Source organism: Paenibacillus sp. E222 (assembly GCF_013401555.1).
Taxonomy (GTDB): domain Bacteria; phylum Bacillota; class Bacilli; order Paenibacillales; family Paenibacillaceae; genus Paenibacillus.
Map to the genome: position 1 here is coordinate 986,936 of NZ_CP058552.1, position 21,857 is coordinate 1,008,792.

Below are 21,857 nucleotides of genomic sequence, written 5' to 3' on the forward strand. Positions count from 1 at the left end.
TAAATCTTCAAAGCGGACATTTTATTTCTAACCTCTAGATGATGCGTGAAAAGTAGAATCTGGAAATCATACCCATATGATTATACTATTAATTATTTCCATTTTTGTAAATAGTTTATATGTCACTTTTTGAACAAAAAAAGCACCTTTACGGTGCTTCCTCTGTTCATACTCATTTTGGATTAGGTAAATAACCTATCTCAATATCCTCTTGAATACTGGGGGATTTCTTTTAGTTGCACGATATCATGACCTGTTGGATTCTGGAAGGCACGAAGGCCAAATGTCGGCGCAACGGCGAAGATGTGGTCAAAGATATCGGCTTGAACCGATTCATACACACCCCAGGTGATATCATTGCTGAATGCATAGATTTCAAGTGGTAGTCCGTTATCTCCAGGTGCCAACTGTCTCACGATCAACGTCATATCCTTATGGATTTTCGGATGATTCCTCAAATATTGATGGATATATTCCCTGAATACACCCACATTCGTAAGCTGTCTACCATTCACAATGCTTTCCGTATTAATATGATGTTCTATATTGTATTCGTTAATTTCATTTAATTTTGTCTCGAGATAGTCCGTAAGATAGTGGATCTTCTGAAATTCCCCAATCATTTCCTTGGTGCAGAAGCTTATGCTGCTTGTATCAATATAGACGCTTCTTTTAATCCTTCTGCCACCGGATACCTGCATGCCTCTCCAATTTTTGAATGAATCCGAAATAAGTGCGTAGCTCGGAATCATCGTGATCGTTTTATCGAAATTCATAACCTTTACCGTGTTTAATGTAATATCGATGACGTCGCCGTCGGCATTATATTTGGGCATTTCAATCCAGTCACCAACACGCACCATGTCATTCGATGATAATTGCACGCCTGCCACCAGTCCCAATATGGAATCCTTGAAGACAAGCATCAGAACGGCTGATAAGGCGCCAAGCCCACTGAGAATAATTAACGGATTCTGACCAATCAGGCTCGAGATGACGATAATGCCTCCAATGATGAAAAGAATGATCTTGGCTACCTGAATGTATCCCTTAATGGGTCTAATCTTGGAGACTTCATAGGAACGATATATGGTATCAAAGGCATTAAGTAACGCATTTAATACCGTGATGGTGATGACGATCATATACGTTAAAGCTGCTTTTTCAATCAAAGCTTGATAGGACGGGAAGACATATGCAGAATAATAGATGATAATCGCCGGTACCAGATGCGAGAGGTTGTGGAACACTTTTTTCTCCACAATGATTTTATCCCACGTGTACCGATTGTTGTTGATGATTTGGATAATAATCTTCAGCACGATTTTTTTGGCTATAAAATTGGCCAGTATGGAGACCACAGCTATAAATACCACCATGATCAAATTCGAAAGATATCCAATGGTTTGTTCACTCATGCCCGTTCCGTCTAGTTGATTTTTGATAAAGTCCATTGTATCCTCCTGACGCGGTTTATATTAACTTATTATTATAAATTACATTCTAGTACGAAGTAAAATTTCAAAAAAATACAGTAATCAGTTGATGGGGTAAAGGGCATATGCACCCTCAGGAGTATCACGTCACACAAATGGGCTAATGTGCATAGACTGGGCTAAATATAAACCAGATCCTTGCATTGGAGATGTGAACATTGAGTAATCCCAAAAATAAAGTTAAGACTCAGCCTATTGCCATGAAAAAGCTTTCCCCCGTAAGCATGGTAACGGAGCTTCCACCCGTCCGCGGTAATTTAAGAACCTCTTCCTCAAGTCCAACTAAGGCCATTCATAATGAAAAGGATACAACATCCGCTATCGATGCATGTGTAGACCGCGCTTTTCGTATTCCTATATTTTTGAGTACAACCAACACGGTAAATGACCTGCAAGAGCAATTTCTGACCCGTCTGATTAGGGAAATTGAAGATGCATTGCTCTTTCCCCGCACATTGCCCGTTAGTGAACAATACCCGGAAAACATTCTAACGAATATACGACGCCTGGTTTTTTCAAGCTATGGATTACTCGCAATCAACTTCCGCAGATTTTATGTTCAAATTCTTGATTCCAATGTAGGAGAGCCACCAACGACCACTCCGTTCTGGGAAGGATCGACCTTTTCTCAAATCGAGCCTGCCATGGCCTTTCAATTCGGCATTCCAATCTTATTAGTGAGGGAGAAGGGAACGGACGTCAGTAATGGAATTTGGGCCGGAGGAATCACACCTCTCAACATATTTGTTGACTGGGATTCCGACAACCAATCCGTAGACGATTTCTTTAACAGTGTTCAATGGAGAGAAGTCTTTGCTTATTGGGCTGCAGAGGTAAGGGGTAACTATTTGCTTCGCACGGAGCCATTGTTCAATAATTAAACTTCTGGGCTGATGGATACTGGACAAGAAAGAGGACCCTATCATTCCAATGAATGATGGGCCCAATCTACAATACTCTGTTTAACGATTAGTAAGAAAATCTCAACAATTCACTTACCGTGACCAATCGGTACCCTTCCGCGACAAGTTCATCCACCAATACTCGAACCGCCTCCACTGTCTCGGAACGATCCCCGTACCCGTCATGGAAAATTAACACGCTCCCGGGTTTCACCGCAGACCGGGTATGCTCCAGAATGTGCTCAACGCCGGGATTGTCCCAATCCTTCGCATCACCGTTTACCGCACCAATCGTTTGATATCCGCGCTCCGCCGCCAGAGACAGAATGTCATCGTTTACGCCAAAATACGGCGGGCGGAAGCAGCGGGTAGTTTGCCCCGTAATTTCTTGAACCAGACTTTCTGCACGTTGCAGTTCCTCTCCAGCTGCCTTCAGCGTCAGCTTTGTCAGGTCCGGATGCGTGTACGTATGGTTTCCAATCTCATGCCCTTCACGGTGCACCTCCGCCGCAATCTCCGGGTGAGCCTCCATCTCTTTGCCGATCATGAAAAACGTCGCCTGCCCACTCGCACGGCGGAATATCTCAAGCACTTGACGTGTATAGACTGGATGAGGCCCATCATCAAACGTGAACGCCACAACCTTTTCCCTAACAGATACCTGCTCTACCAACGCGATATTAACCATAAAGCAATGACCCCTCTCTGCAACTGCTACGTTCTCCCTTATTATTCCATGACTATATGCTCCGGTCTAGTCCAGAGATCACAATATGCAATTGGAATAGGATGGCGATCAGTGCCACGATTCGAGCATCAGGATTCCATTGCATAAGCTGTCTAGCAAAGGTAAACCATCCTCCAACTCTGCCAAAGTCGGCGTCAATTCGTCATCATGCTTTCAGAAGATTGCCAAGGATGCAGGGGATAGTTATTCCAAAATATGAAGTCCGTTGGCTTTCACCTTGAACTAGATAACACTTTGCCCCATATGATGGATGCTGTCAGTTCTGCAATCCGTATAGCGCCTTACTCCTGTTTTAAGTGATTATATCATAAAATGAAAAGCCACCATCCAGATCACTGGGTGGTGACTTTTGCTTACTCTAATAGAGGCGAGGGGCATCGCCCCCCATTTGGTACTTAATATTATCGATACTTGTAAGACTGGAATAATTGATGTAAGATGTGGGAAATTATCGACAAACGGAGGTATGTTGATGCATCCAAATCGAGAACAACTCCAAGATATTCTGATGCGTGCCAATCAACATGCACGTAAACAAGCGAGAGAATTAGGTGCATCAATTTACTATATAAAGGACAACACACGAATTCGTGAAGATGCTGAAGGAAACATGTTCGAGATCTCTTTTAATTCAGAAGGTAATCGATTAGAGGTTCGTTTTGATAAGTGGTAGAAGAAGTAGAAAGAGACCAGTCAATTGATCCAGTCTCTTTTCTTATATATGTGTGCATGTCTCATATATACCAGCTTTAAACACTTATACAAACAGGTCAACAACGTTGCGGATAATCTCCTCCTTTTTATATGCAAAGTCATTGATACTTGAGAAATATAACTTGTTTGAATTCATAGGAGTTACCATAACAGGCTGTTTAAATAACAGCATGACATAAAGTGAATTATCGGCACCAACCTTAATGTCCTTGTCAAAAAGTCCTTCCCATATCTGCTCAGCCATTTCTGGCATAAATAGATCAGAGTATCTCTCCATGTATGTTTTAACACCGTACTCAGACCACCACCACAAGGAAAAAGTCTTCCATACTCTTTCAGATGTATGAAAAACTGAATCCTCTCGAAACAAACGTTTAAAACAATCTCTAAAATGGATCGTTTTAAACGGGTTATCCATATACTGTTGTTGCTCATACTCCTTTACAATTTCATCCCAACTTGTGCTCAAGTTTTCTTTAAAACTCTCATATTCCAGTAATTCCTGTTCGTTTGAAATTAAGTACTTCCCCGGGAAGATTTCTTTTTCTCCATGGTAGCATTCATAAATATTTTCTATATATAAAAGAAAATTTAAGTCCATAGGGCAGAGGTTACTTATATTCAACTTCTTATGATTACGTGAATGTGCCATATCAGACATTTAATCCTATAACACATGGCGGTACGTACCAACTAAAGAGCTGAGAAGCATCTCTTGCTGAGCCAATTATGGAGACACTGTACTCACCTTTTGGTAAACCTAAACTTACAGTATCATAAGGTGTGGGGAGACCATTTATATATCTTGATATTACCAGTGTACCTGTAAAAAAGTGTACTGTAGAGAATCGAGGATTAACCTCCCATCTGACCGCACCACCAAGGCCAAATGCTGGCTCTATACGAGCATATCCTCCGTCTCCAGAACAAGTACTCAGTGGTCCAACCTCACCGTCAACTGATTGGAGCGCTAAATCATCATCCACACAGACATAATCGCCTTCGACAGTAATACTTTTAGGAAGTGATTCAAAATCTTGTGTGATCTCTACCTCTGGTACTACTTCATTAACTTTACCATCATGCGCAAAAGCATTAAGTGGAAGGGTGAACAGAAAAACAAGTAGCAGCAAAACAATTTTTTTCATCTTTTGTCCTCCCCTTATTTTTTTCATCACCCTTACTATATTACTATTATTTTCTATATTATCAATACTATGTTTGTAAAGATTTCTTAGGATTTTTCAAGTTTTTATCAATACTGATTAATAGTATTTATAGTACTTCAACCTTTACAACTTCGCGCTGATAATCTTATTTCTTCTCTGCTGGTATCGCCTCGAAGCTCTATGAGTCGCTTAGCAATCAATTGTTTCATAGTTGTTGGCCCCACCTTCCAAAAACACATTTCGTGTTGTTGACCTTATTATGTTGAATACATTTCGTGGTGTCAACACGTTTTGTGTTTCTGAATATTTTTTAACACGTATTGTGTTAATATTATGAATGGGTGATAATTGATGGCCACTTTTGGGCAAAAGTTACGTGCAATTCGCACGGGAAATAATCTAACGCAAAAAGACCTTGCTACAATATTCAAGGTCAGTGAAAGCGCGATTGGTATGTATGAAAGAGACGAACGGGAACCGTCATTCAAATTTATTAATGATGCTGCAGACCGTTTTGAGGTAACCACAGATTACTTACTAGGAAGAACTAGTGATACAAATCAAGGTACATCTAAGGTTATTTCAAAAGGAGTAAAAGAATTCCTTAGTGCAATTGAATTAGCTGACGATGAAGCAATTTTGAAGCTAAAAGGAATGTTGCGCCACGAAGGTAATGAGTTATCAGATGATGCTATAAGAGAAATTATTTCTTATGCTCGTTACAAAGCAAATCAAGAATAATGTCTGGTAGTTCAAATCGGAGTTCTTCAAAAATGTCCTTAACTTCGTATTCTTCTGTTTTCTCTTGGTCCATGCTGCCACTTCCGTTCCTGTTTCTTGATAAAAAATAGAACAATTGTTCCTATTTAATTCTAACATGTGCTCCTATGATTGGTAAATCCTCAGCAGTTATTTCTTATAATTATATATGTGGATCAGCACAGGAACGCTCACACTGGAGTAAAGAGTTACATCTGAAGAACGGCTGCATCAAAACAACATCTTACCATCATCTCGTAAATCGTCTTTACGAAGTGATGTTTACATATATAACACCTAATGTACGAGCAAATTCCCCAACCGATGGGACAGAGAAAAGAGAAGGTATAGAAAGATGAAAAAAATAGCTTTATTTACTATGGTTTTTGCACTTGTAGCAGTATTATCAGCATGCGGAGATACAAAGGAGAATTCTTCTTCGCAAGCCAGCCAAACAGAAACCAAACAAAAAGAAATTGAAGCAGAAAACCAAAAACTAAAAGAAGAAGCTGAAGCTTTGAAAAAAGAGTTGGCTGAAAAAGAAGCTTCCGAAGTTGAAACTGCAGCTACTGAGGTGAACACAGAAACGCAAGAACCAGAAACTAAAAGTGCTGTTACCGCGGAAATGATGAGTGTAGTTGTTCCTAATCTTGTAGAGGGTGGCGCTGTTGACCAAAAAACCTACGATTATTTGGTAAAACATGCTGATCTCTTTCCAGCTGTAACTGCTGAAACAAAAAAAGCTGCAACCAAGGAAGTAGATAGCAAAATCACTTCGAAGCACCTCTTTAAAAATATTACCCCTTACCTTGATAAGATGGTAAAAGTAACTGGTACCGTTGTGCAAGTACAAGAAGAAGAAACAGATTTCGGCACTGTAGCGTCTATACATATCATGGACGAATCCGGTAACTCCTTAATCGGTTATTATAATAATTCAACAGGAGATATTCTCGACGGTGATGATGTGACAATGCGCGGAGTTCCTACAGCAGTCTATTCTTTTGACAATATAAGTGGTGGAACTACGAATGCTATTATGTTGGCCGTTTCTACAGTTCAAAAAGTCCAATAATAAACTAACAGCAGATAAGCCCTACGGGGCTTTTCTTTCGCACAAATAACCGAACATACATTCCTAAAAGGAGCGAGTAAAATGAAGGCGGCCCTATACATCCGCGTCAGTACCGACCGACAAAACGAGGAAGGATTCTCGATGGAGGCTCAACATGATCTCTTATGGAACTACTGGAGAAGAAAGGAATGGAGTTATACCGCGTTTACTCCGATCCAGGAATCAGTGGTAGAACGATTAAAAAGCGCCCTGGTATTCAAAGGCTTATAGAAGATATGAAAGCTGGAAAGTTCGATGCTGTATTGATTCATAAGTTGGATCGACTCAGCCGCAACCTGGGAGACTTGTATGACTTTATTGCCATGATCAACAAGCTTAATAAGCGTTTCGTTGTGGCATCTTTGGGGAGCGAGGAAATAGACACACAATCTCCAATGGGGAAAGCTTTCCTGTACTTTAACGGAATTTTTGCTGAAATTTATTCGGATAACCTTCGGGAGGAAACCTTAAAGGGATTTACAAAGAAAATGGAGAACGGTGGGCTGCATATGTCCAAGGCTCCTCTCGGGTATGATATCGAATTGATCGATGGAGAGCGTAAGCTGATAGTAAATGAATACGAAGCAGGACTGATTAAAGAAGTATTCCGGCTGTACCTTGCTGGCAAAGGGGTTGTGTCCATAGCGAAACATATGAATGGGCACAGTCGTGGAAAAGAAGGTGGAGTATGGGACAGCAAGTATGTAAGGATCTTACTGCAGAACCATACTTACACCGGTCATAATCACTTCAAGCCGGTACTGTGGGAAGAATCCAAAAGAATCATCAAACCTGGGGAACATGAAGCAATTATTTCTATGGAGGATTTCCTGAATGTACGTAGATGATGGAGCGACGTGGAGAGAATCACATGAGCAAACATAGTTATGATTATCCGTATGGAGGAATTGTTAAATGGGGGGCATGTGGGGCAACATACATTGGTAATGCGTCAAGACAGACACTCGTAGATGGAACCGTACGAGTATATAGGAGTTACCGCTGCCGAAATCAGTATTCAAACAAAACTTGTGATGCTCCAGGGATTTCAGAACATCACCTTCAGCAGCTCGTCTTCGAGGGACTGCAGATCACCAATAAAAAACTTCAGGACAAAAAAACGAGCGCTCAGGCTAAGAATGATCAACGCATGCTGCAAAAAGAAATAGAAGTGTCGAATCGCCGGCGAAAGAACTGGATGCTTGCCCTGGGAGACGGTAAACTCTCTGCTGATGATTATGCTGGGCTGATCGATGAGGAAGAAGCAAGAATGAAGGCAATCACTGCTCAATATGAAGAAAAAGAGGATTATTACATCAACGAGCTGTCGACCGAGGAAATAAAAGAGATGATGGCAAACTTAAAAGAAAACTGGATACTGATCGAACCAGAAACCCAAAAGCTACTGGTGCAATCCATGTTCCGTCAGGTTGTAATAAAAAAAGAATCAGCTCGGTGGACCATCCCTCAGATGCTCACCGTCTGATTCTTTTTTTTCTTGGAGATTTTCTCTAAACGCCTTCAACATAGTACTTAGTCGTTAAGTACCATCTTGGAGGCGAGGGGAGTCGAACCCCTGTCCGAAGATAACGACACATAAGCTTCTACGGGTGTAGTCACAGTTTTGATGTCACCCGAGTATCGCCCCGTAACCGGCTATACGTTGGGTCAGCCTGATTGTCTTCTTCAGCACACCCCAGGCGGAGATGTGACAGCGTATCCCACTACTTGTTAGCCCCTAATCCTGTCACATGGGCGATGCAGGTTAGAAGCACGCACACAGTTTCTTAGGCTGCGAAAGCGTAGTTTGTTTGTTGTTTGCCGTTTAATAGGCTTTAGCGTTGATGAAGTGGACGCGTCCCCACTACCCGCTACCCATGCTCGAACTATCCCCGTCGAATCCATAAACGCCCCCTCATATAAGAAGGGCTCCAGGATTAATCCGTGAATACGGAGCAAAGGTGCTGCACATCTTTTTCCTCCAAGGTAAAAAGATGCTTCTTTCAAACTCGGCATTCCTGTCTGCTACAAGAACATCATAACACAGGAACAATCACCGATATAGTACAGATTGCTGGAAGACGTTCCAGCAGGCTGAGCAACTGTGCAAGTTTAACCAACACACATATGAGGCTCAAGCGTCTACATATTATACCGCGTCCCTCAAGGGAAGTAAAGTTGAGTACCGAAGTGCAGACAATTCATGAACATGAACAACTTTTCTTAACTATCTTACCCACGATCCCAATAAACTACGCAGCCATCTGCGAACTAACTCCATCAACCTTTCCAAATAATCATACAACTTTACCTGTACTCACACTAACCATCTTATTAGACAGGGTACCTAGTAACAACTGGTGTATCTCATATCATAACCGGCACAATAATCTGACAGACTTGGCTGCACGGCAGGTTAGTATGATCCGTTAAACTCATTATACCGCTTCCCCTTAACAAGGAACCTCTAATCAAAACAAAAAATCCCAAGCTCCACCCAACTACGGGTAAAACCTGAGATCCTAATTTCTAACATAACCTGCTTATCACTAACTAACATACCATGTGCAAATCAACACATAGCAACCGAATCAACGAGCTACCTTCTGCTTCTCGCGCAGTACCCGTTGAATATCACGTTGTGCATCGCGTTTTGCAGCAGACTCCCGTTTATCGTACTGCTTCTTACCTTTACCCAGTCCGAGCAATAGCTTCGCATACCCGTTACGAATATAAATCTTCAGCGGCACAATACTGTATCCGTCCTGCTTCGACAGCCCAAGCAGCTTGTGAATCTGCACTTTATGCATCAACAACTTGCGTGTACGTGTTGGATCAATTGGATTATGACGGTTCCCTTGTTCAAAAGGACTAATATGCATATTGTGAATATGAATCTCACCGTTCCGAATCGTGGCAAATGCATCGCCAATATTCGCACGGCCGTTACGAAGAGATTTGATCTCCGTTCCGGTAAGCACCATGCCCGCTTCATACGTATCTTCAATGAAGTAGTCATGGGAAGCCTTTTTATTCTGTGCAAGCACTTTACTCTGTCCATCATTCTTGCCCATGTCCTCACTCCTTCTCCGTAAAATAAGCCGGTACCTATGCTCTACAGCAGCGCACCACACATTTCCTCAGGTACCACATGCCAGACCTTAATTGTAGCAAGGACCGCTGTTAAAATCAAGAAAGAGGCGGTCTGCGCCGCCCCTTCTCATTACACTCATTTCATGTTCAGCGAAACGCGTTTACTTTTTCTTCTTCCGTACAAAAGCCGCCGTTCCGTTGGCAGGTGCACCTTTATTCTTTTTGCGCTTACGGCGTGGTGCTCCACCTTCCTGAACACCGCCTGGTGTAGCTCCTTCTCCGATAAACACACCGCTAGGTGAGGTGTTTTTGCGTCCACTACCGCCTTTGCCACCTTTACCTCCGCCTTTACCGGATTTGAAGCTACCTTCACCGCGACTGCTGCCGCTGTTCAGAGCATTCCCTTGTCCACTAGCTGAAGTGCCTTCCTGGCCACCCGCGGTAGAGCTATAACCGCCTTTGCCAGAGCCAAAACCAAAGCTTACCGCTCCCTTGCTCCGGCCCGTTGATCCTCCAGCATCTCCAGCACGACGCTCCCCTCTTGGTTTGCCGCCACCTTTGCCACCTGCGTTTCCTGCTGAGTTCGAAGCTCCGCTACGACCGCCACGTCCACCTTTGCTGCTCTCATCGGCAGATCTGCCACCACGGTTGCCTCCAGCACCAGTAGGGGTGCCTTTACCACCACGCGAGCCACTGAATCCACCAGAACCACTCTTCGCACCGCCGCGTCCTCCTCCACCAGCAGGACGTCCACCTTTACCGCCACGTCCACCATTGAAGCCACCTGGACGTTCGCCGCGAGGTTTCATGTCGACCATTTCAAAGTCAATTGTGTACTCCTCCATGCTCACACGCGCCACACGAATCTTCACTTCATCACCGATGCGGAAGACTTTGGAGGTGCGTTCGCCAATCAGAGCCATATGTTGATCGTCAAAATGGTAATAGTCGTCTGTGAGCGCACTCAGGCGAATCAGACCTTCTACCGTATTTTCCAGTTCAATGAACATACCGAAGCTGGTAACACTGCTGATCATGCCTTCGAACTCTTCACCGACTTTATCAAGCATATACTCGGCTTTTTTCATTTTCTCCGTATCCCGCTCAGCTTCAACCGCCACACGCTCACGTTCCGAAGACTGCTGCGCAATATCGGCCATACGTGCTGCCAAATACTCCTGACGGTTCTCGGGCAAAGCCCCGTTGTTCTCAATCACTTCCCGAATAACACGGTGAATGACGAGATCGGGATAACGACGGATTGGTGATGTGAAGTGACTGTAGAACTCTGCTGCCAGACCAAAGTGACCGGACATCTCAGAATCATACTTCGCTTGTTTCATGGAACGCAGCATCATTGTACTGATAACCGTCTGTTCCTTTGTTCCGTTAATATCCTCAAGCAGGGATTGAAGCGCCCGTGGATGAATCGTGTTGCCACGTCCTTTGACGTGGTGTCCGAAATTCGCCGCAAAGGCGAGAAAATTTTGCAGTTTTTCCTGATCTGGATCTTCATGCACACGATAGATGAACGGAACCTTCAACCAGTGGAAATGCTCTGCTACCGTTTCATTAGCTGCCAGCATGAATTCCTCAATGATTTGCTCCGCAATCGAACGCTCCCGTTTCACGATATCGACTGGTTTGCATTCTTCATCCACAATGATTTTGGATTCTTCAAAATCAAAGTCAACCGCACCGCGGCGCATACGCATCGCACGAAGCTTCAAGGCAATCTCTTTCATCAAGTGGAAATCATCCACCAGATCCTTATAACGCTCGAGCAATTCAGGCTCTTCACCTTCAAGAATTTTGCGAACGTTGGAATACGTCATCCGCTCTTTGGTCTTGATCACACTTGTGAAAATGTCGTGTTTCACAACCTTCATCTGGTCGTTGAACTCCATCTCACAAGAAAGGGTCAAGCGGTCTACCTGTGGGTTCAAACTACAGATCCCGTTGGACAACCGTTGCGGAAGCATCGGAATAACACGGTCCACCAGATACACGCTGCATCCGCGGTTGTACGCCTCCTGGTCCAGCTTGGAGTTCTCCTGCACGTAATAGCCTACATCGGCAATATGAACACCCAGACGATAGTTACCGTTAGGCAGTTTCTCTACATTGACAGCGTCATCGAGATCCTTCGCGTCTTCGCCATCAATCGTAACGATATTCAATCCACGCAGATCGCGGCGACCTTGCTGGATAATTTCTTCTTCCGTAATGGCATCAGGCGCCTTTTCGGCTTCTTCCACCACTTCATCCGGGAAGGCTTCAGGCAGCTGATGTTTACGAATTACGGACAAAATATCAATACCCGGTTCATCCTTATGACCGAGAATCTCGATCACTTCACCTTCTGCTGCTGCCCGGCCCTCTGGATAGCTGACGATTTTGGCAACCACCTTTTGCCCATCTACAGCTCCATTAAAGTTCGTACGCGGGATGAAGATATCCCGGTTAATCCGCTTGTCGTCCGGAATGACGAAGCCATAAACCTCGTGGCTTTGGAATACACCAACCACTTGCGTGACCGCACGGGTAACAATACGGACGATCTCACCTTCCAAGCGACCGCCAGAAGGGCCTTGGGACGTGACTTTAACCAATACCGTGTCACCATTCATCGCGCTTTTCATATCATTGGCATGGATGTACACATCCGGGTGCTCCCGATCCTCAGGGATGAGGAAAGCAAACCCTTTCGCATGAGCCTGCAAACGTCCGCGCACCAAATCCATACGTTCTGGCATACCATAGCGGTTATTGCGGGTCAGCAGGACTTTACCGGATTCCTCCAACGTATTAAGCATAATTAAAAAGGCTTTGAAATCAGCTGCGTCTTCGATCTCGAAGTGCTGTTCCAGTTCCTGATAAGTCATCGGTTTATAAGCGGTCTCCCGCATGAAGTCGAGCAATTGTTGTTCTGTTATCATTAATATTCACCTCGGGAAACATAAAAGTGTAATCTTGTCTCATCTCTCTATGTATCAGTAACCTTACAGATGTAAAGGCCCTTTACCGCAGGCCACACTATCTCATACCCTAGTATACACGAATTCAATCCGGCGCATCCGTACCCTGCAAAATAAACCAAGCATGCATGGCCCCTTGCATAACCGCGCTTTCATGCATCATAACTGCATTTATGCTACATGTGTTTTGCTCTCGAAAAGACAGAAAAGAATCGGCCCAGAACAGGGCGAATATGTAGGAAGGTAACCGAACAGAAGTGAGAAGAAATCGAAGATCAGAATCATGTGGTTCATTGGAAAATACTGGTCATGGATGAATTTATTAAAAAACCTCCGTTTCTTCTCGAAACGAAGGTTAATCATTCAAGCGTTCCTGCTCGAAACTATCTCGTTACATAAGGCACTCCGGCTTACTTGGAGACAACCGTAACGATGATAGACAAAATGAAGAATCCTGCACCCAGTACAACTGTTGCACGTTGCAGGAAAAGATCCAGTCCGCGCGCTTTCGTTTTACCGAAAAGATGTTCCGCACCACCGGAGATGGCACCCGCCAAACCAGCGCTTTTCCCGTGCTGCAGCAATACTACAGTGATTAGACCGATCGAAAACACCACGAGCAGCAATTTCAAAGCAATATCCATTCTTTCCACCTCCTACCCATGTGGGCATAACATCTCACCATAAAAACAGTTACTTTAATTGTAACACAGCTATTAACGTGATACAAGTAGTGGCATTTCCTCAATTACTGAGATACAGCCAATATTTTCAACCCTTTTAATCTTAAGCAATTATAGTGAACTTAATAAAAAAGACAAGCCGGTTACCCGGCTTGCCTAATGTTGTCGTAAGACAACTTATTTTTTGAGGTTGTAGAATCCTTTGAGACCATTGTATTGAGCCAGTTCACCCAGTTGATCCTCGATGCGGAGCAATTGGTTGTACTTCGCGATACGGTCTGTACGGGAAGGAGCACCCGTTTTGATTTGACCTGCGTTTGTTGCAACAGCGATATCAGCGATTGTGCTGTCTTCGGACTCACCGGAACGGTGGGAGATTACAGCAGTGTATCCTGCACGTTTAGCCATTTCGATTGCATCGAATGTTTCAGTCAATGTACCGATTTGGTTTACTTTGATCAGGATGGAGTTACCGATACCTTCTTCGATACCTCTACCCAGGCGCTCTGTGTTCGTTACGAACAGGTCATCACCAACGAGTTGTACTTTGTCTCCCAATTTTTCTGTGAGCAATTTCCAACCATCCCAGTCATCTTCGGACATACCGTCTTCAATTGTGATGATTGGGTATTTCTCAACCCAAGAAGCCAGAAGGTCAACATATTCAGCGGAAGTGTAAGATTTACCTTCGCCAGCAAGTGTGTACTTACCATCTTTGTAGAACTCAGTGGAAGCAACGTCCATACCCAGGAATACGTCAACGCCTGGTTTGTAACCTGCTTTTTCAATTGCTTCGATGATTGTAGTGATTGCTTCTTCGTTCGAACCAAGGTTCGGTGCGAAACCACCTTCGTCACCCACAGCTGTGTTCAGGCCTTTGGAGCTCAGTACAGATTTCAGGTTGTGGAAGATTTCCGCGCCTACGCGGAGAGCTTCTTTGAATGTTGGTGCTCCAACAGGAAGAACCATGAACTCTTGAACGTCGATGTTGTTGTCAGCATGCTCACCACCGTTGATGATGTTCATCATTGGTACTGGAAGTGCTTTAGCGTTGAATCCGCCCAGGTAAACGTACAATGGCAGGTCCAGAGCGTCAGCAGCTGCGCGAGCTACTGCCATGGATACAGCCAAGATTGCGTTAGCACCCAGTTTACCTTTGTTTGGCGTACCATCCAAAGTGATCATCAATTTGTCGATACCCAGTTGATCCAATGCATCCATACCGATTACTTCTGGAGCGATTGTTTCGTTTACGTTTTTAACAGCTTGCAGAACGCCTTTACCCAGGTAACGGGATTTGTCGCCATCGCGAAGCTCAACAGCTTCGTGGGCACCAGTGGATGCACCGGATGGAACGATAGCGCGTCCGATTGCGCCGGACTCCAGGTATACTTCAACTTCAACTGTAGGGTTACCGCGGGAGTCGAGGACTTCGCGAGCGTACACGTCAGAAATAATAGTCATGAGTGATAATCTCCTTTAATTTTAAATTTATTTTTAATACGTTCAGAATAGCCTGAGTTTCACCAGTCCACTCCGCACGCAGTACCATCTTCCGATCGCTGTTATCCCCTGATTCCTTTGAACTTATTTTCATAAGTTGGAATCATGTGATAAAGGCGAACGCTTCGCTTCTTCAGATCGGTTCTGCTTGCTTCGTTCCGGGTTCCACTTTGTATTATTCAACAACCTATTAAAACTAATTATTTACGGGTAGCGATGACAGATGTTCCTGTCATTTCTTCCGGTTTAGGCAATTGCATCAAGTCAAGAATCGTTGGAGCGATATCCGCGAGGATTCCGCCCTCACGCAGGGTAACATTAGCATCTGTAACGATGAATGGAACCGGGTTCGTTGTGTGAGCCGTGAACGGACGTCCTTGCTCATCAAACACCATATCCGCGTTACCATGATCCGCAGTAATCAGCACAACGCCGCCTTTAGCGAGAACTGCATCCACAACACGGCCCATGCATTCATCCGTTACTTCTACTGCCTTAATCGTAGGCTCCAGCATGCCGGAGTGTCCAACCATATCAGGGTTAGCGAAGTTCAGAATGATGGCGTCATGTTTGTCTGCTTCAATCTCGCGAACACATGCGTCAGCTACTTCATACGCGCTCATCTCCGGCTGCAAGTCGTACGTTGCAACTTTTGGTGAGTTGATCAGCACGCGTGTTTCGCCCGGAAGCTCAACATCACGGCCGCCGCTGAAGAAGAAGGTTACGTGCGGGTATTTCTCGGTTTCTGCAATACGCAATTGTTTCTTGTTATTCTGTACCAGAACTTCACCCAGCGTGTTGTCGAGGTTTTTAGGCGAGTAAGCCACATAACCTTCAACGGTCTCGCTGAACAAGGTCAGGCACACGAAGTGCAAGCCCACAGGGAACTTCGGACCACGGTCGAAACCACGGAAATCCTGGTTCGTGAATACTTGCGACAGTTGGATCGCACGGTCAGGACGGAAGTTGAGGAAAATGACGGAATCGCCGCTCTCCACCAAACCTACCGGCTGGCCATCTGCTTTAACGATAACCGTTGGTTCAACGAATTCGTCAAATACGGATTTTTCATACGATTCTTCAACCGCTTTGAGTGGATCAGTGTATTTTGGTCCATCACCATAAACGATGGCACGATATGATTTCTCAACACGTTCCCAACGTTTGTCACGGTCCATCGCATAGTAGCGACCTTGAACCGTTGCGATTTGCCCTACACCAACTTCTTCAATTTTGGCGATCAGCTTCTGCATGAACTCTTTACCGCTATCTGGCATAACATCACGGCCATCCATGAAGGCATGAATGTATACGTCATTCATTTCTTCTTTTTTGGCGAGATCCAGCATAGCGAACAAGTGGTCGATGTGACTATGTACGCCGCCATCGGACAACAAACCATACAAGTGAAGCTTTTTACCGTTTTGTTTCGCTTCGCGAACAGCTTTGACAAGTGTTTCATTGTCGTAGAACTCACCGTCACGAATCGATTTAGAGATACGAGTCAAATCCTGGTATACGATCCGGCCGGCACCAATGTTCAGGTGACCTACCTCGGAGTTCCCCATTTGCCCTTCCGGCAAACCTACAGCTTCACCGCAAGCAGTGAGCGTTGTGTGTGGGAATTGGCTCATAAAACGGTCATAGTTCGGTTTCTTGGCTTGCGCTACCGCGTTGCCTTCCTCCGTGTTACGAAGACCAAAGCCGTCCATAATGATCAGCGCTACAGGTTTTGGAGCTGTCATTACTTCGCCCCCTCAACAAGCGCGATGAACGAAGCCGGCTGCAAGCTGGCACCGCCAACAAGTGCGCCGTCGATGTCGCTTTGTCCGAGGTATTCTGTTACGTTCTCAGGTTTAACACTGCCGCCGTATTGAATACGAACTGCATCTGCTACCTTTTGGTCGTACAGATCCTTCACCAGCGTACGGATGTAAGCAATAACTTCATTCGCATCTTGGGAAGTGGAGGATTTGCCTGTACCAATCGCCCAGATTGGCTCATAAGCGATAACGACTTGTGCCGCTTGCTCTGCAGACAGACCTGCCAAAGCAGCTTCTGTTTGCACTTTGCATACGTCTTTCGTTTGGTTCGCTTCGCGCTCTTCTAGCGTTTCACCAAGGCAAAAGATTGGAGTCAATCCGTGACGGAATGCTGCATGCAACTTTTTATTGACAGTCTCATCGGTTTCCGCAAAATATTGACGGCGCTCCGAGTGACCAATAATGACATAATCCACACCCAGTTCTTTCAGCATAACGCCGCTGATTTCACCTGTGAATGCACCGTTGTCTTCAAAATGAAGATTTTGTGCACCAATTTTGATGTTTGTGCCTTTAACAGCTTCTACCAGGGATGGCAGATTCGTAAACGGTGCGCAAATAACAGTCTCTACGCCTTCAACTTCCGCTTTTCCTTTGACTTCCTGAATGAAGTCATTGGATTCGGAAACCGTTTTGAACATTTTCCAGTTACCTGCGATAATCGGTGTTCTCATGGTTTTCAACTCCTTCATGCTATAGCTTAAAGCTTACTTGTCGTTCAATGCAACTACGCCAGGAAGCACTTTGCCTTCCATGAACTCGAGCGATGCACCGCCACCTGTAGAGATGTGGTCCATTTTGTCAGCCAGTTTGAACTTCTCAGCTGCTGCTGCGGAGTCACCGCCACCAATGATGGTGTATGCCGATGTCTCAGCGCAAGCTTCTGCTACTGCACGAGTACCGTGGGAGAAAGGCTCGATTTCGAATACGCCCATTGGTCCGTTCCATACAACAAGTTTGGAGTTTTTAACAACGTCAGCATAGATCTCACGTGTTTTAGGACCGATGTCGATACCTTCCCAATCTGCAGGAATGTCGCCAACTTCAACAATCTTCGTATTTGCGTTAGCGCTGAAGTCATCGGAGATAACGATATCAACTGGCAGATAGAAGTTTTTACCCAGTTTCTTTGCTTTTTCGATAAAGCCCAGAGCAACATCCAGTTTGGACTCATCCAGCAGGGATTGACCTACTTCATGACCTTGAGCCTTCATGAATGTGTAGGAAAGACCGCCACCGATGATTACGTTGTCTGCAATGTTCAACAGGTTGTCGATCACATCGATTTTGTCTTTAACTTTGGAACCACCGATGATGGCTGTGAAAGGACGCTCAGGGTTGGAGATGGCTTTACCCAACACTTCCAGTTCTTTCTCCATCAACAGGCCGGATACTGCTGGCAACAAGTGAGCGATACCTTCTGTCGAAGCGTGTGCTCTGTGAGCTGCGCCGAATGCATCGTTAACGAATACGTCAGCCAGTTCAGCAAATTGTTTTGCGAGTTCCGGATCGTTTTTCTCTTCGCCTGCGTGGAAACGAACGTTCTCAAGCAACAATACGTCGCCGTTGTTCAGTTCAGCGACTTGAGCTTTTACGGTTTCGCCAACGGAATCGTCAGCTTTAACCACTTTTTTACCAAGCAACTCGGACAAACGCTCAGCCGCTGGAGTCAAACGCAAGGATTCAACCACTTCGCCATTTGGACGACCCATGTGGCTTGCCAAAATAACTTTAGCGCCTTTTTCGATCAAATAGTTGATCGTAGGAAGCGTGGCACGAATACGTTTGTCATCTGTAATTTTACCATCTTCGAGCGGCACATTAAAATCTACACGGACAAAAGCCCGTTTTCCTGTCAATTCGATATCACGTACACTTTTTTTGTTCATCTGTATTTCCTCCGCACCCATGTATTTGGTGGACCAATCAAGGGCCCAAATCCCTTGTCAATCCTGGTGTTTTTGAGAAATTTGCAAAATATTGATATATAAAGAGCGGAAACAATAGCATCTGTTTCCGCTCTATGTTATTGCAGATATTACTTGATCATTTTTGCAAAGTGCTCCAAAGTGCGAACCAGTTGAGCAGTGTAGGACATTTCATTGTCATACCAAGCTACAGTTTTAACCAATTGTTGGTCGCCAACAGTCAGAACTTTAGTTTGAGTTGCATCAAACAGGGAACCGAAAGTGATACCTTGGATATCGGAAGATACGATTTCATCTTCTGTGTATCCGAAAGTTTGTGGATCGGAAGCTTCTTTCATTACTGCGTTAACTTCTTCAGCAGTAACTTTTTTGCCCAATACAGTTACGAGCTCAGTCAGGGAACCAGTAGCTACTGGTACACGTTGAGCTGCACCGTCGAGTTTGCCTTGCAGTTCTGGAATAACCAAACCGATTGCTTTAGCAGCACCAGTTGTGTTAGGGATGATGTTTTCAGCTGCTGCGCGAGCACGACGGAAGTCACCTTTAGGGTGTGGAGCATCCAATGTGTTTTGGTCGCCAGTGTAAGCGTGAATTGTAGTCATCAAACCTTGAACGATTCCGAATTTGTCTTGCAGCGTTTTTGCCATAGGTGCCAGGCAGTTTGTTGTGCAAGATGCGCCGGAGATTACAGTTTCAGTACCGTCGAGGATTTCATGGTTTACGTTGTAAACGATGGTTTTCATGTCGCCAGTAGCTGGTGCGGAGATAACAACTTTCTTAGCTCCACCTTTCAAGTGTTTCTCAGCTGCTTCTTTAGTTGTGAAGAAACCAGTACATTCCAGAACGATATCTACGCCGAGGTCGCCCCATGGCAGTTCTTCTGGGTTACGGTTAGCCAATACTTTAACTTCTTTGCCGTTCACTTTGAAGAAGCCATCGTGTACTTCAACATCGCCATCGAAGCGACCTTGAGTTGTATCATATTTAAGCAAATGAGCCAGCATTTTAGCATCAGTCAAGTCGTTGATTGCTACAACTTCAATGCCCTCTACATTTTGAATACGGCGGAATGCCAAACGACCAATACGTCCAAAACCGTTAATACCTACTTTAATCATGAGTAAGTTCCTCCCAAGTTTTGATTGATTTTTTTATGAAGCTTATATATTCAAGACAGACGGTGAAGTCCGTCAAGACAACAATAGTTGTGGTGCAAAATAAAACCTTATTCCATTTCGGCGACGATGACTTCAGCAGCAGCCTCATCAATAATCAGAATATCTTCCTGACCAAATCGCAGGACAGAATGTATGGCAGCAGCCTTGCTCTTGCCACCTGCAATGCCAATTACGACATCGGTTCGTTCTATATCCTGGAGTCGCATGCCCAGCGTAAGCATGGTATGTACCACCTCACCCTGATCATTAAAGTAATAACCGAATGATTCAGATACGGCCCCTTGCTCCTGGAGTTCATCTATGATCTCTGTCGCAAGTTTGCGGCGCCGTGCCATCTCTACGGCATCACCAATTCCATGAATGACGATCCGCGATTTTCGGATCAGCTGCAGAATCTCCTGAACACTCGGGTCCTGGATTAGTGATTCATAGGCATGATCACTCAGCAAATCCGGTACATGCAGGAGTTTGTATTGGGCTCCTACCCGTTTTGCCATCGTGGATGCTATCGTATTGGCCTGAATTTCGAGGCTTTCTCCCAGCCCACCGCGTGCCGGTACGAACCAGACACCTTTCAGCGATGTTGGCGGAGTCAGTTGCTCTGCGACTTCAGCCGTTGTTGAACCGCCAGTTACGGCGACAACATCGTTATCACTCATGATATTACCCAGAGCCTTCGCTCCGGCTCTGCCCAGCTCCCGTTTGGCAAATGGAGAAATGTCCGAATCGCCGGGAACCACAACTACCTTTTGCAGACCGTAGGCTTGCTTGATGCGTTCTTCCAGTTCGGATAATCCAAACAGTTCTTTGGCGACGGGTTCCAACTGCTGCAGCAATTCATGCCCTGCCTCACTGATCTTCATCCCTGCACTGTCAATTTCAATAAGTCCCTGAGCCTTTAACAAATCGGTCTCAGCCCTCAGAACCCGCTCGGTCATCTGCATGGAATTAGCTAACGTTCTTCGTCCGATCACATCCGATAACATGATCTGGCGCAGAATCGTGTATCTCTTCTTCAAGACATCCATGAGATCAGGCAGAAGCTGCTTTTGTACTTCTAAAATCGTTCGCATGCTTTCCACTCCCGCAAGCTTCTCGTTCCAAGCTTTCTTTCATGGCCCTAAAACGTCCCGGGTTAACTTTTTAAGTCCCACGTCTATTCTACCTAAAACTGACGCGACATGCAAGTGTTTCAAAGCCTTATTTCGACACGTTTCAGGCGTTTGTACGCGCCTATTTTCACAATGTCACCCTACTCTGATCGAGAACAACCTGTTCGATACCATATATAGAAGCAAAGTAAATTTTCCATCTACATATTGCTTGCTGTTGTTTTTCATATGGCATATCCAAAACCTCTTTTAGCATTTACCTATTTGCGCTCTTTATCCACTTATCTTCATCATGATCATTTTCAAGCTTATCCAAACCACAACAGTGAACATCTGCTTGCAATTCAATTATTCATGAGCTATAATCATTATTGCTGTCACATCTTTGAAACTTCTATTTCAAAACAGCTTTATGCAGCTATGCTTGCAGCAATAATCAATGTGCGCCCGTGGTCCAATGGATATGACGTAGGCCTCCGAAGCCTGAGATCCAAGTTCGATTCTTGGCGGGCGCGCCACTCTTAATTAGTAGCTCATAACCCTTTTAACCAATGAAACCGAATAGGTTTCTTTTTTTTCAAACTTAGTTTGACTTTCTTTGACTTTTTGTTTGAAATTGTTTATGATGTGGGTAATACGGTAACAGTTTATATATAA

Annotated in this window: 19 protein-coding genes, 1 tRNA gene and 1 other RNA gene; 7 read left to right on the plus strand and 14 right to left on the minus strand. The window is 44.6% G+C overall.

Annotated elements, in window-relative coordinates; genetic code table 11:
* Positions 1-200: 200 nt before the first annotated feature.
* Positions 201-1,454, minus strand: a complete 1,254-nt coding sequence (locus HW560_RS04395) for a mechanosensitive ion channel family protein (protein WP_179262182.1) — start codon at positions 1,452-1,454, stop codon at positions 201-203.
* 200 nt (positions 1,455-1,654) lie between these two features.
* On the opposite strand from HW560_RS04395, the gene HW560_RS04400 reads away from it, so the two are divergent.
* Entirely contained in the window at positions 1,655-2,377 is a 723-nt protein-coding gene (locus HW560_RS04400) for a hypothetical protein (RefSeq protein WP_179262184.1), read from the plus strand.
* Between the two features lie 88 nt (positions 2,378-2,465).
* On the opposite strand, the gene HW560_RS04405 is transcribed toward HW560_RS04400, so the two are convergent.
* Positions 2,466-3,086 (minus strand): polysaccharide deacetylase family protein, encoded by a 621-nt coding sequence (locus tag HW560_RS04405; protein WP_179262186.1) that lies wholly within the window; start codon positions 3,084-3,086, stop codon positions 2,466-2,468.
* A gap of 532 nt (positions 3,087-3,618) precedes the next feature.
* On the opposite strand from HW560_RS04405, the gene HW560_RS04410 reads away from it, so the two are divergent.
* Positions 3,619-3,819, plus strand: a complete 201-nt coding sequence (locus HW560_RS04410) for a hypothetical protein (protein ID WP_090905006.1) — start codon at positions 3,619-3,621, stop codon at positions 3,817-3,819.
* 84 nt (positions 3,820-3,903) lie between these two features.
* On the opposite strand, the gene HW560_RS04415 is transcribed toward HW560_RS04410, so the two are convergent.
* A complete protein-coding gene (locus HW560_RS04415; RefSeq protein WP_090905003.1) occupies positions 3,904-4,512 on the minus strand; it encodes a hypothetical protein in 609 nt (202 codons plus the stop codon).
* 1 nt (position 4,513) lies between these two features.
* Entirely contained in the window at positions 4,514-5,008 is a 495-nt protein-coding gene (locus HW560_RS04420; protein WP_090905001.1) for a hypothetical protein, read from the minus strand.
* Between the two features lie 372 nt (positions 5,009-5,380).
* On the opposite strand from HW560_RS04420, the gene HW560_RS04425 reads away from it, so the two are divergent.
* The 4 genes from HW560_RS04425 to HW560_RS04440 all read left to right on the plus strand — a co-directional run bounded on the left by HW560_RS04425 (position 5,381) and on the right by HW560_RS04440 (position 8,388).
* Positions 5,381-5,770: a helix-turn-helix domain-containing protein gene (locus HW560_RS04425; protein WP_090904999.1), complete on the plus strand. Its 390-nt coding sequence runs from the start codon at positions 5,381-5,383 to the stop codon at positions 5,768-5,770.
* Positions 5,771-6,143: 373 nt separating this feature from the next.
* Complete coding sequence (locus tag HW560_RS34195; protein ID WP_090904997.1) at positions 6,144-6,863, plus strand: hypothetical protein; 720 nt, start codon at positions 6,144-6,146, stop codon at positions 6,861-6,863.
* 164 nt (positions 6,864-7,027) lie between these two features.
* Positions 7,028-7,750, plus strand: coding sequence for a recombinase family protein (locus HW560_RS04435; protein WP_090904995.1), 723 nt, complete (start codon positions 7,028-7,030; stop codon positions 7,748-7,750).
* 23 nt (positions 7,751-7,773) lie between these two features.
* Entirely contained in the window at positions 7,774-8,388 is a 615-nt protein-coding gene (locus HW560_RS04440; protein WP_179262188.1) for a recombinase zinc ribbon domain-containing protein, read from the plus strand.
* A 66-nt stretch (positions 8,389-8,454) separates the two neighbouring features.
* On the opposite strand, the gene ssrA is transcribed toward HW560_RS04440, so the two are convergent.
* From ssrA to HW560_RS04490, 10 genes are all read right to left on the minus strand, one after another.
* Positions 8,455-8,817, minus strand: a transfer-messenger RNA (tmRNA) gene (gene ssrA / locus HW560_RS04445).
* A 676-nt stretch (positions 8,818-9,493) separates the two neighbouring features.
* Entirely contained in the window at positions 9,494-9,976 is a 483-nt protein-coding gene (gene smpB, locus HW560_RS04450; RefSeq protein WP_024629496.1) for an SsrA-binding protein SmpB, read from the minus strand.
* Positions 9,977-10,156: 180 nt separating this feature from the next.
* The gene (rnr, locus tag HW560_RS04455; protein WP_179262190.1) at positions 10,157-12,934 is read right to left on the minus strand and encodes a ribonuclease R; all 2,778 of its coding nucleotides are present in this window, start codon (positions 12,932-12,934) and stop codon (positions 10,157-10,159) included.
* 449 nt (positions 12,935-13,383) lie between these two features.
* Positions 13,384-13,617, minus strand: coding sequence for a preprotein translocase subunit SecG (gene secG, locus HW560_RS04460; RefSeq protein WP_024629498.1), 234 nt, complete (start codon positions 13,615-13,617; stop codon positions 13,384-13,386).
* A gap of 216 nt (positions 13,618-13,833) precedes the next feature.
* The gene (gene eno / locus HW560_RS04465) at positions 13,834-15,120 is read right to left on the minus strand and encodes a phosphopyruvate hydratase (protein WP_090904989.1); all 1,287 of its coding nucleotides are present in this window, start codon (positions 15,118-15,120) and stop codon (positions 13,834-13,836) included.
* A gap of 239 nt (positions 15,121-15,359) precedes the next feature.
* On the minus strand, positions 15,360-16,904 hold the full coding sequence (gpmI, locus tag HW560_RS04470) for a 2,3-bisphosphoglycerate-independent phosphoglycerate mutase (RefSeq protein WP_076291984.1): 1,545 nt from the start codon (positions 16,902-16,904) through the stop codon (positions 15,360-15,362).
* A complete protein-coding gene (tpiA, locus tag HW560_RS04475; protein ID WP_090904985.1) occupies positions 16,904-17,656 on the minus strand; it encodes a triose-phosphate isomerase in 753 nt (250 codons plus the stop codon). The genes gpmI and tpiA overlap by 1 nt, the downstream gene beginning before the upstream one ends.
* 33 nt (positions 17,657-17,689) lie before the next feature.
* A complete protein-coding gene (gene pgk / locus HW560_RS04480; RefSeq protein ID WP_090904983.1) occupies positions 17,690-18,871 on the minus strand; it encodes a phosphoglycerate kinase in 1,182 nt (393 codons plus the stop codon).
* A gap of 149 nt (positions 18,872-19,020) precedes the next feature.
* Positions 19,021-20,028: a type I glyceraldehyde-3-phosphate dehydrogenase gene (gap, locus tag HW560_RS04485; protein ID WP_056695277.1), complete on the minus strand. Its 1,008-nt coding sequence runs from the start codon at positions 20,026-20,028 to the stop codon at positions 19,021-19,023.
* A 107-nt stretch (positions 20,029-20,135) separates the two neighbouring features.
* On the minus strand, positions 20,136-21,161 hold the full coding sequence (locus tag HW560_RS04490) for a sugar-binding transcriptional regulator (RefSeq protein ID WP_076291987.1): 1,026 nt from the start codon (positions 21,159-21,161) through the stop codon (positions 20,136-20,138).
* A 482-nt stretch (positions 21,162-21,643) separates the two neighbouring features.
* Between HW560_RS04490 and HW560_RS04495 the strand changes: the two genes are divergently transcribed.
* A tRNA-Arg gene (locus HW560_RS04495) sits at positions 21,644-21,718 on the plus strand.
* The last annotated feature ends 139 nt before the right edge of the window (positions 21,719-21,857 follow it).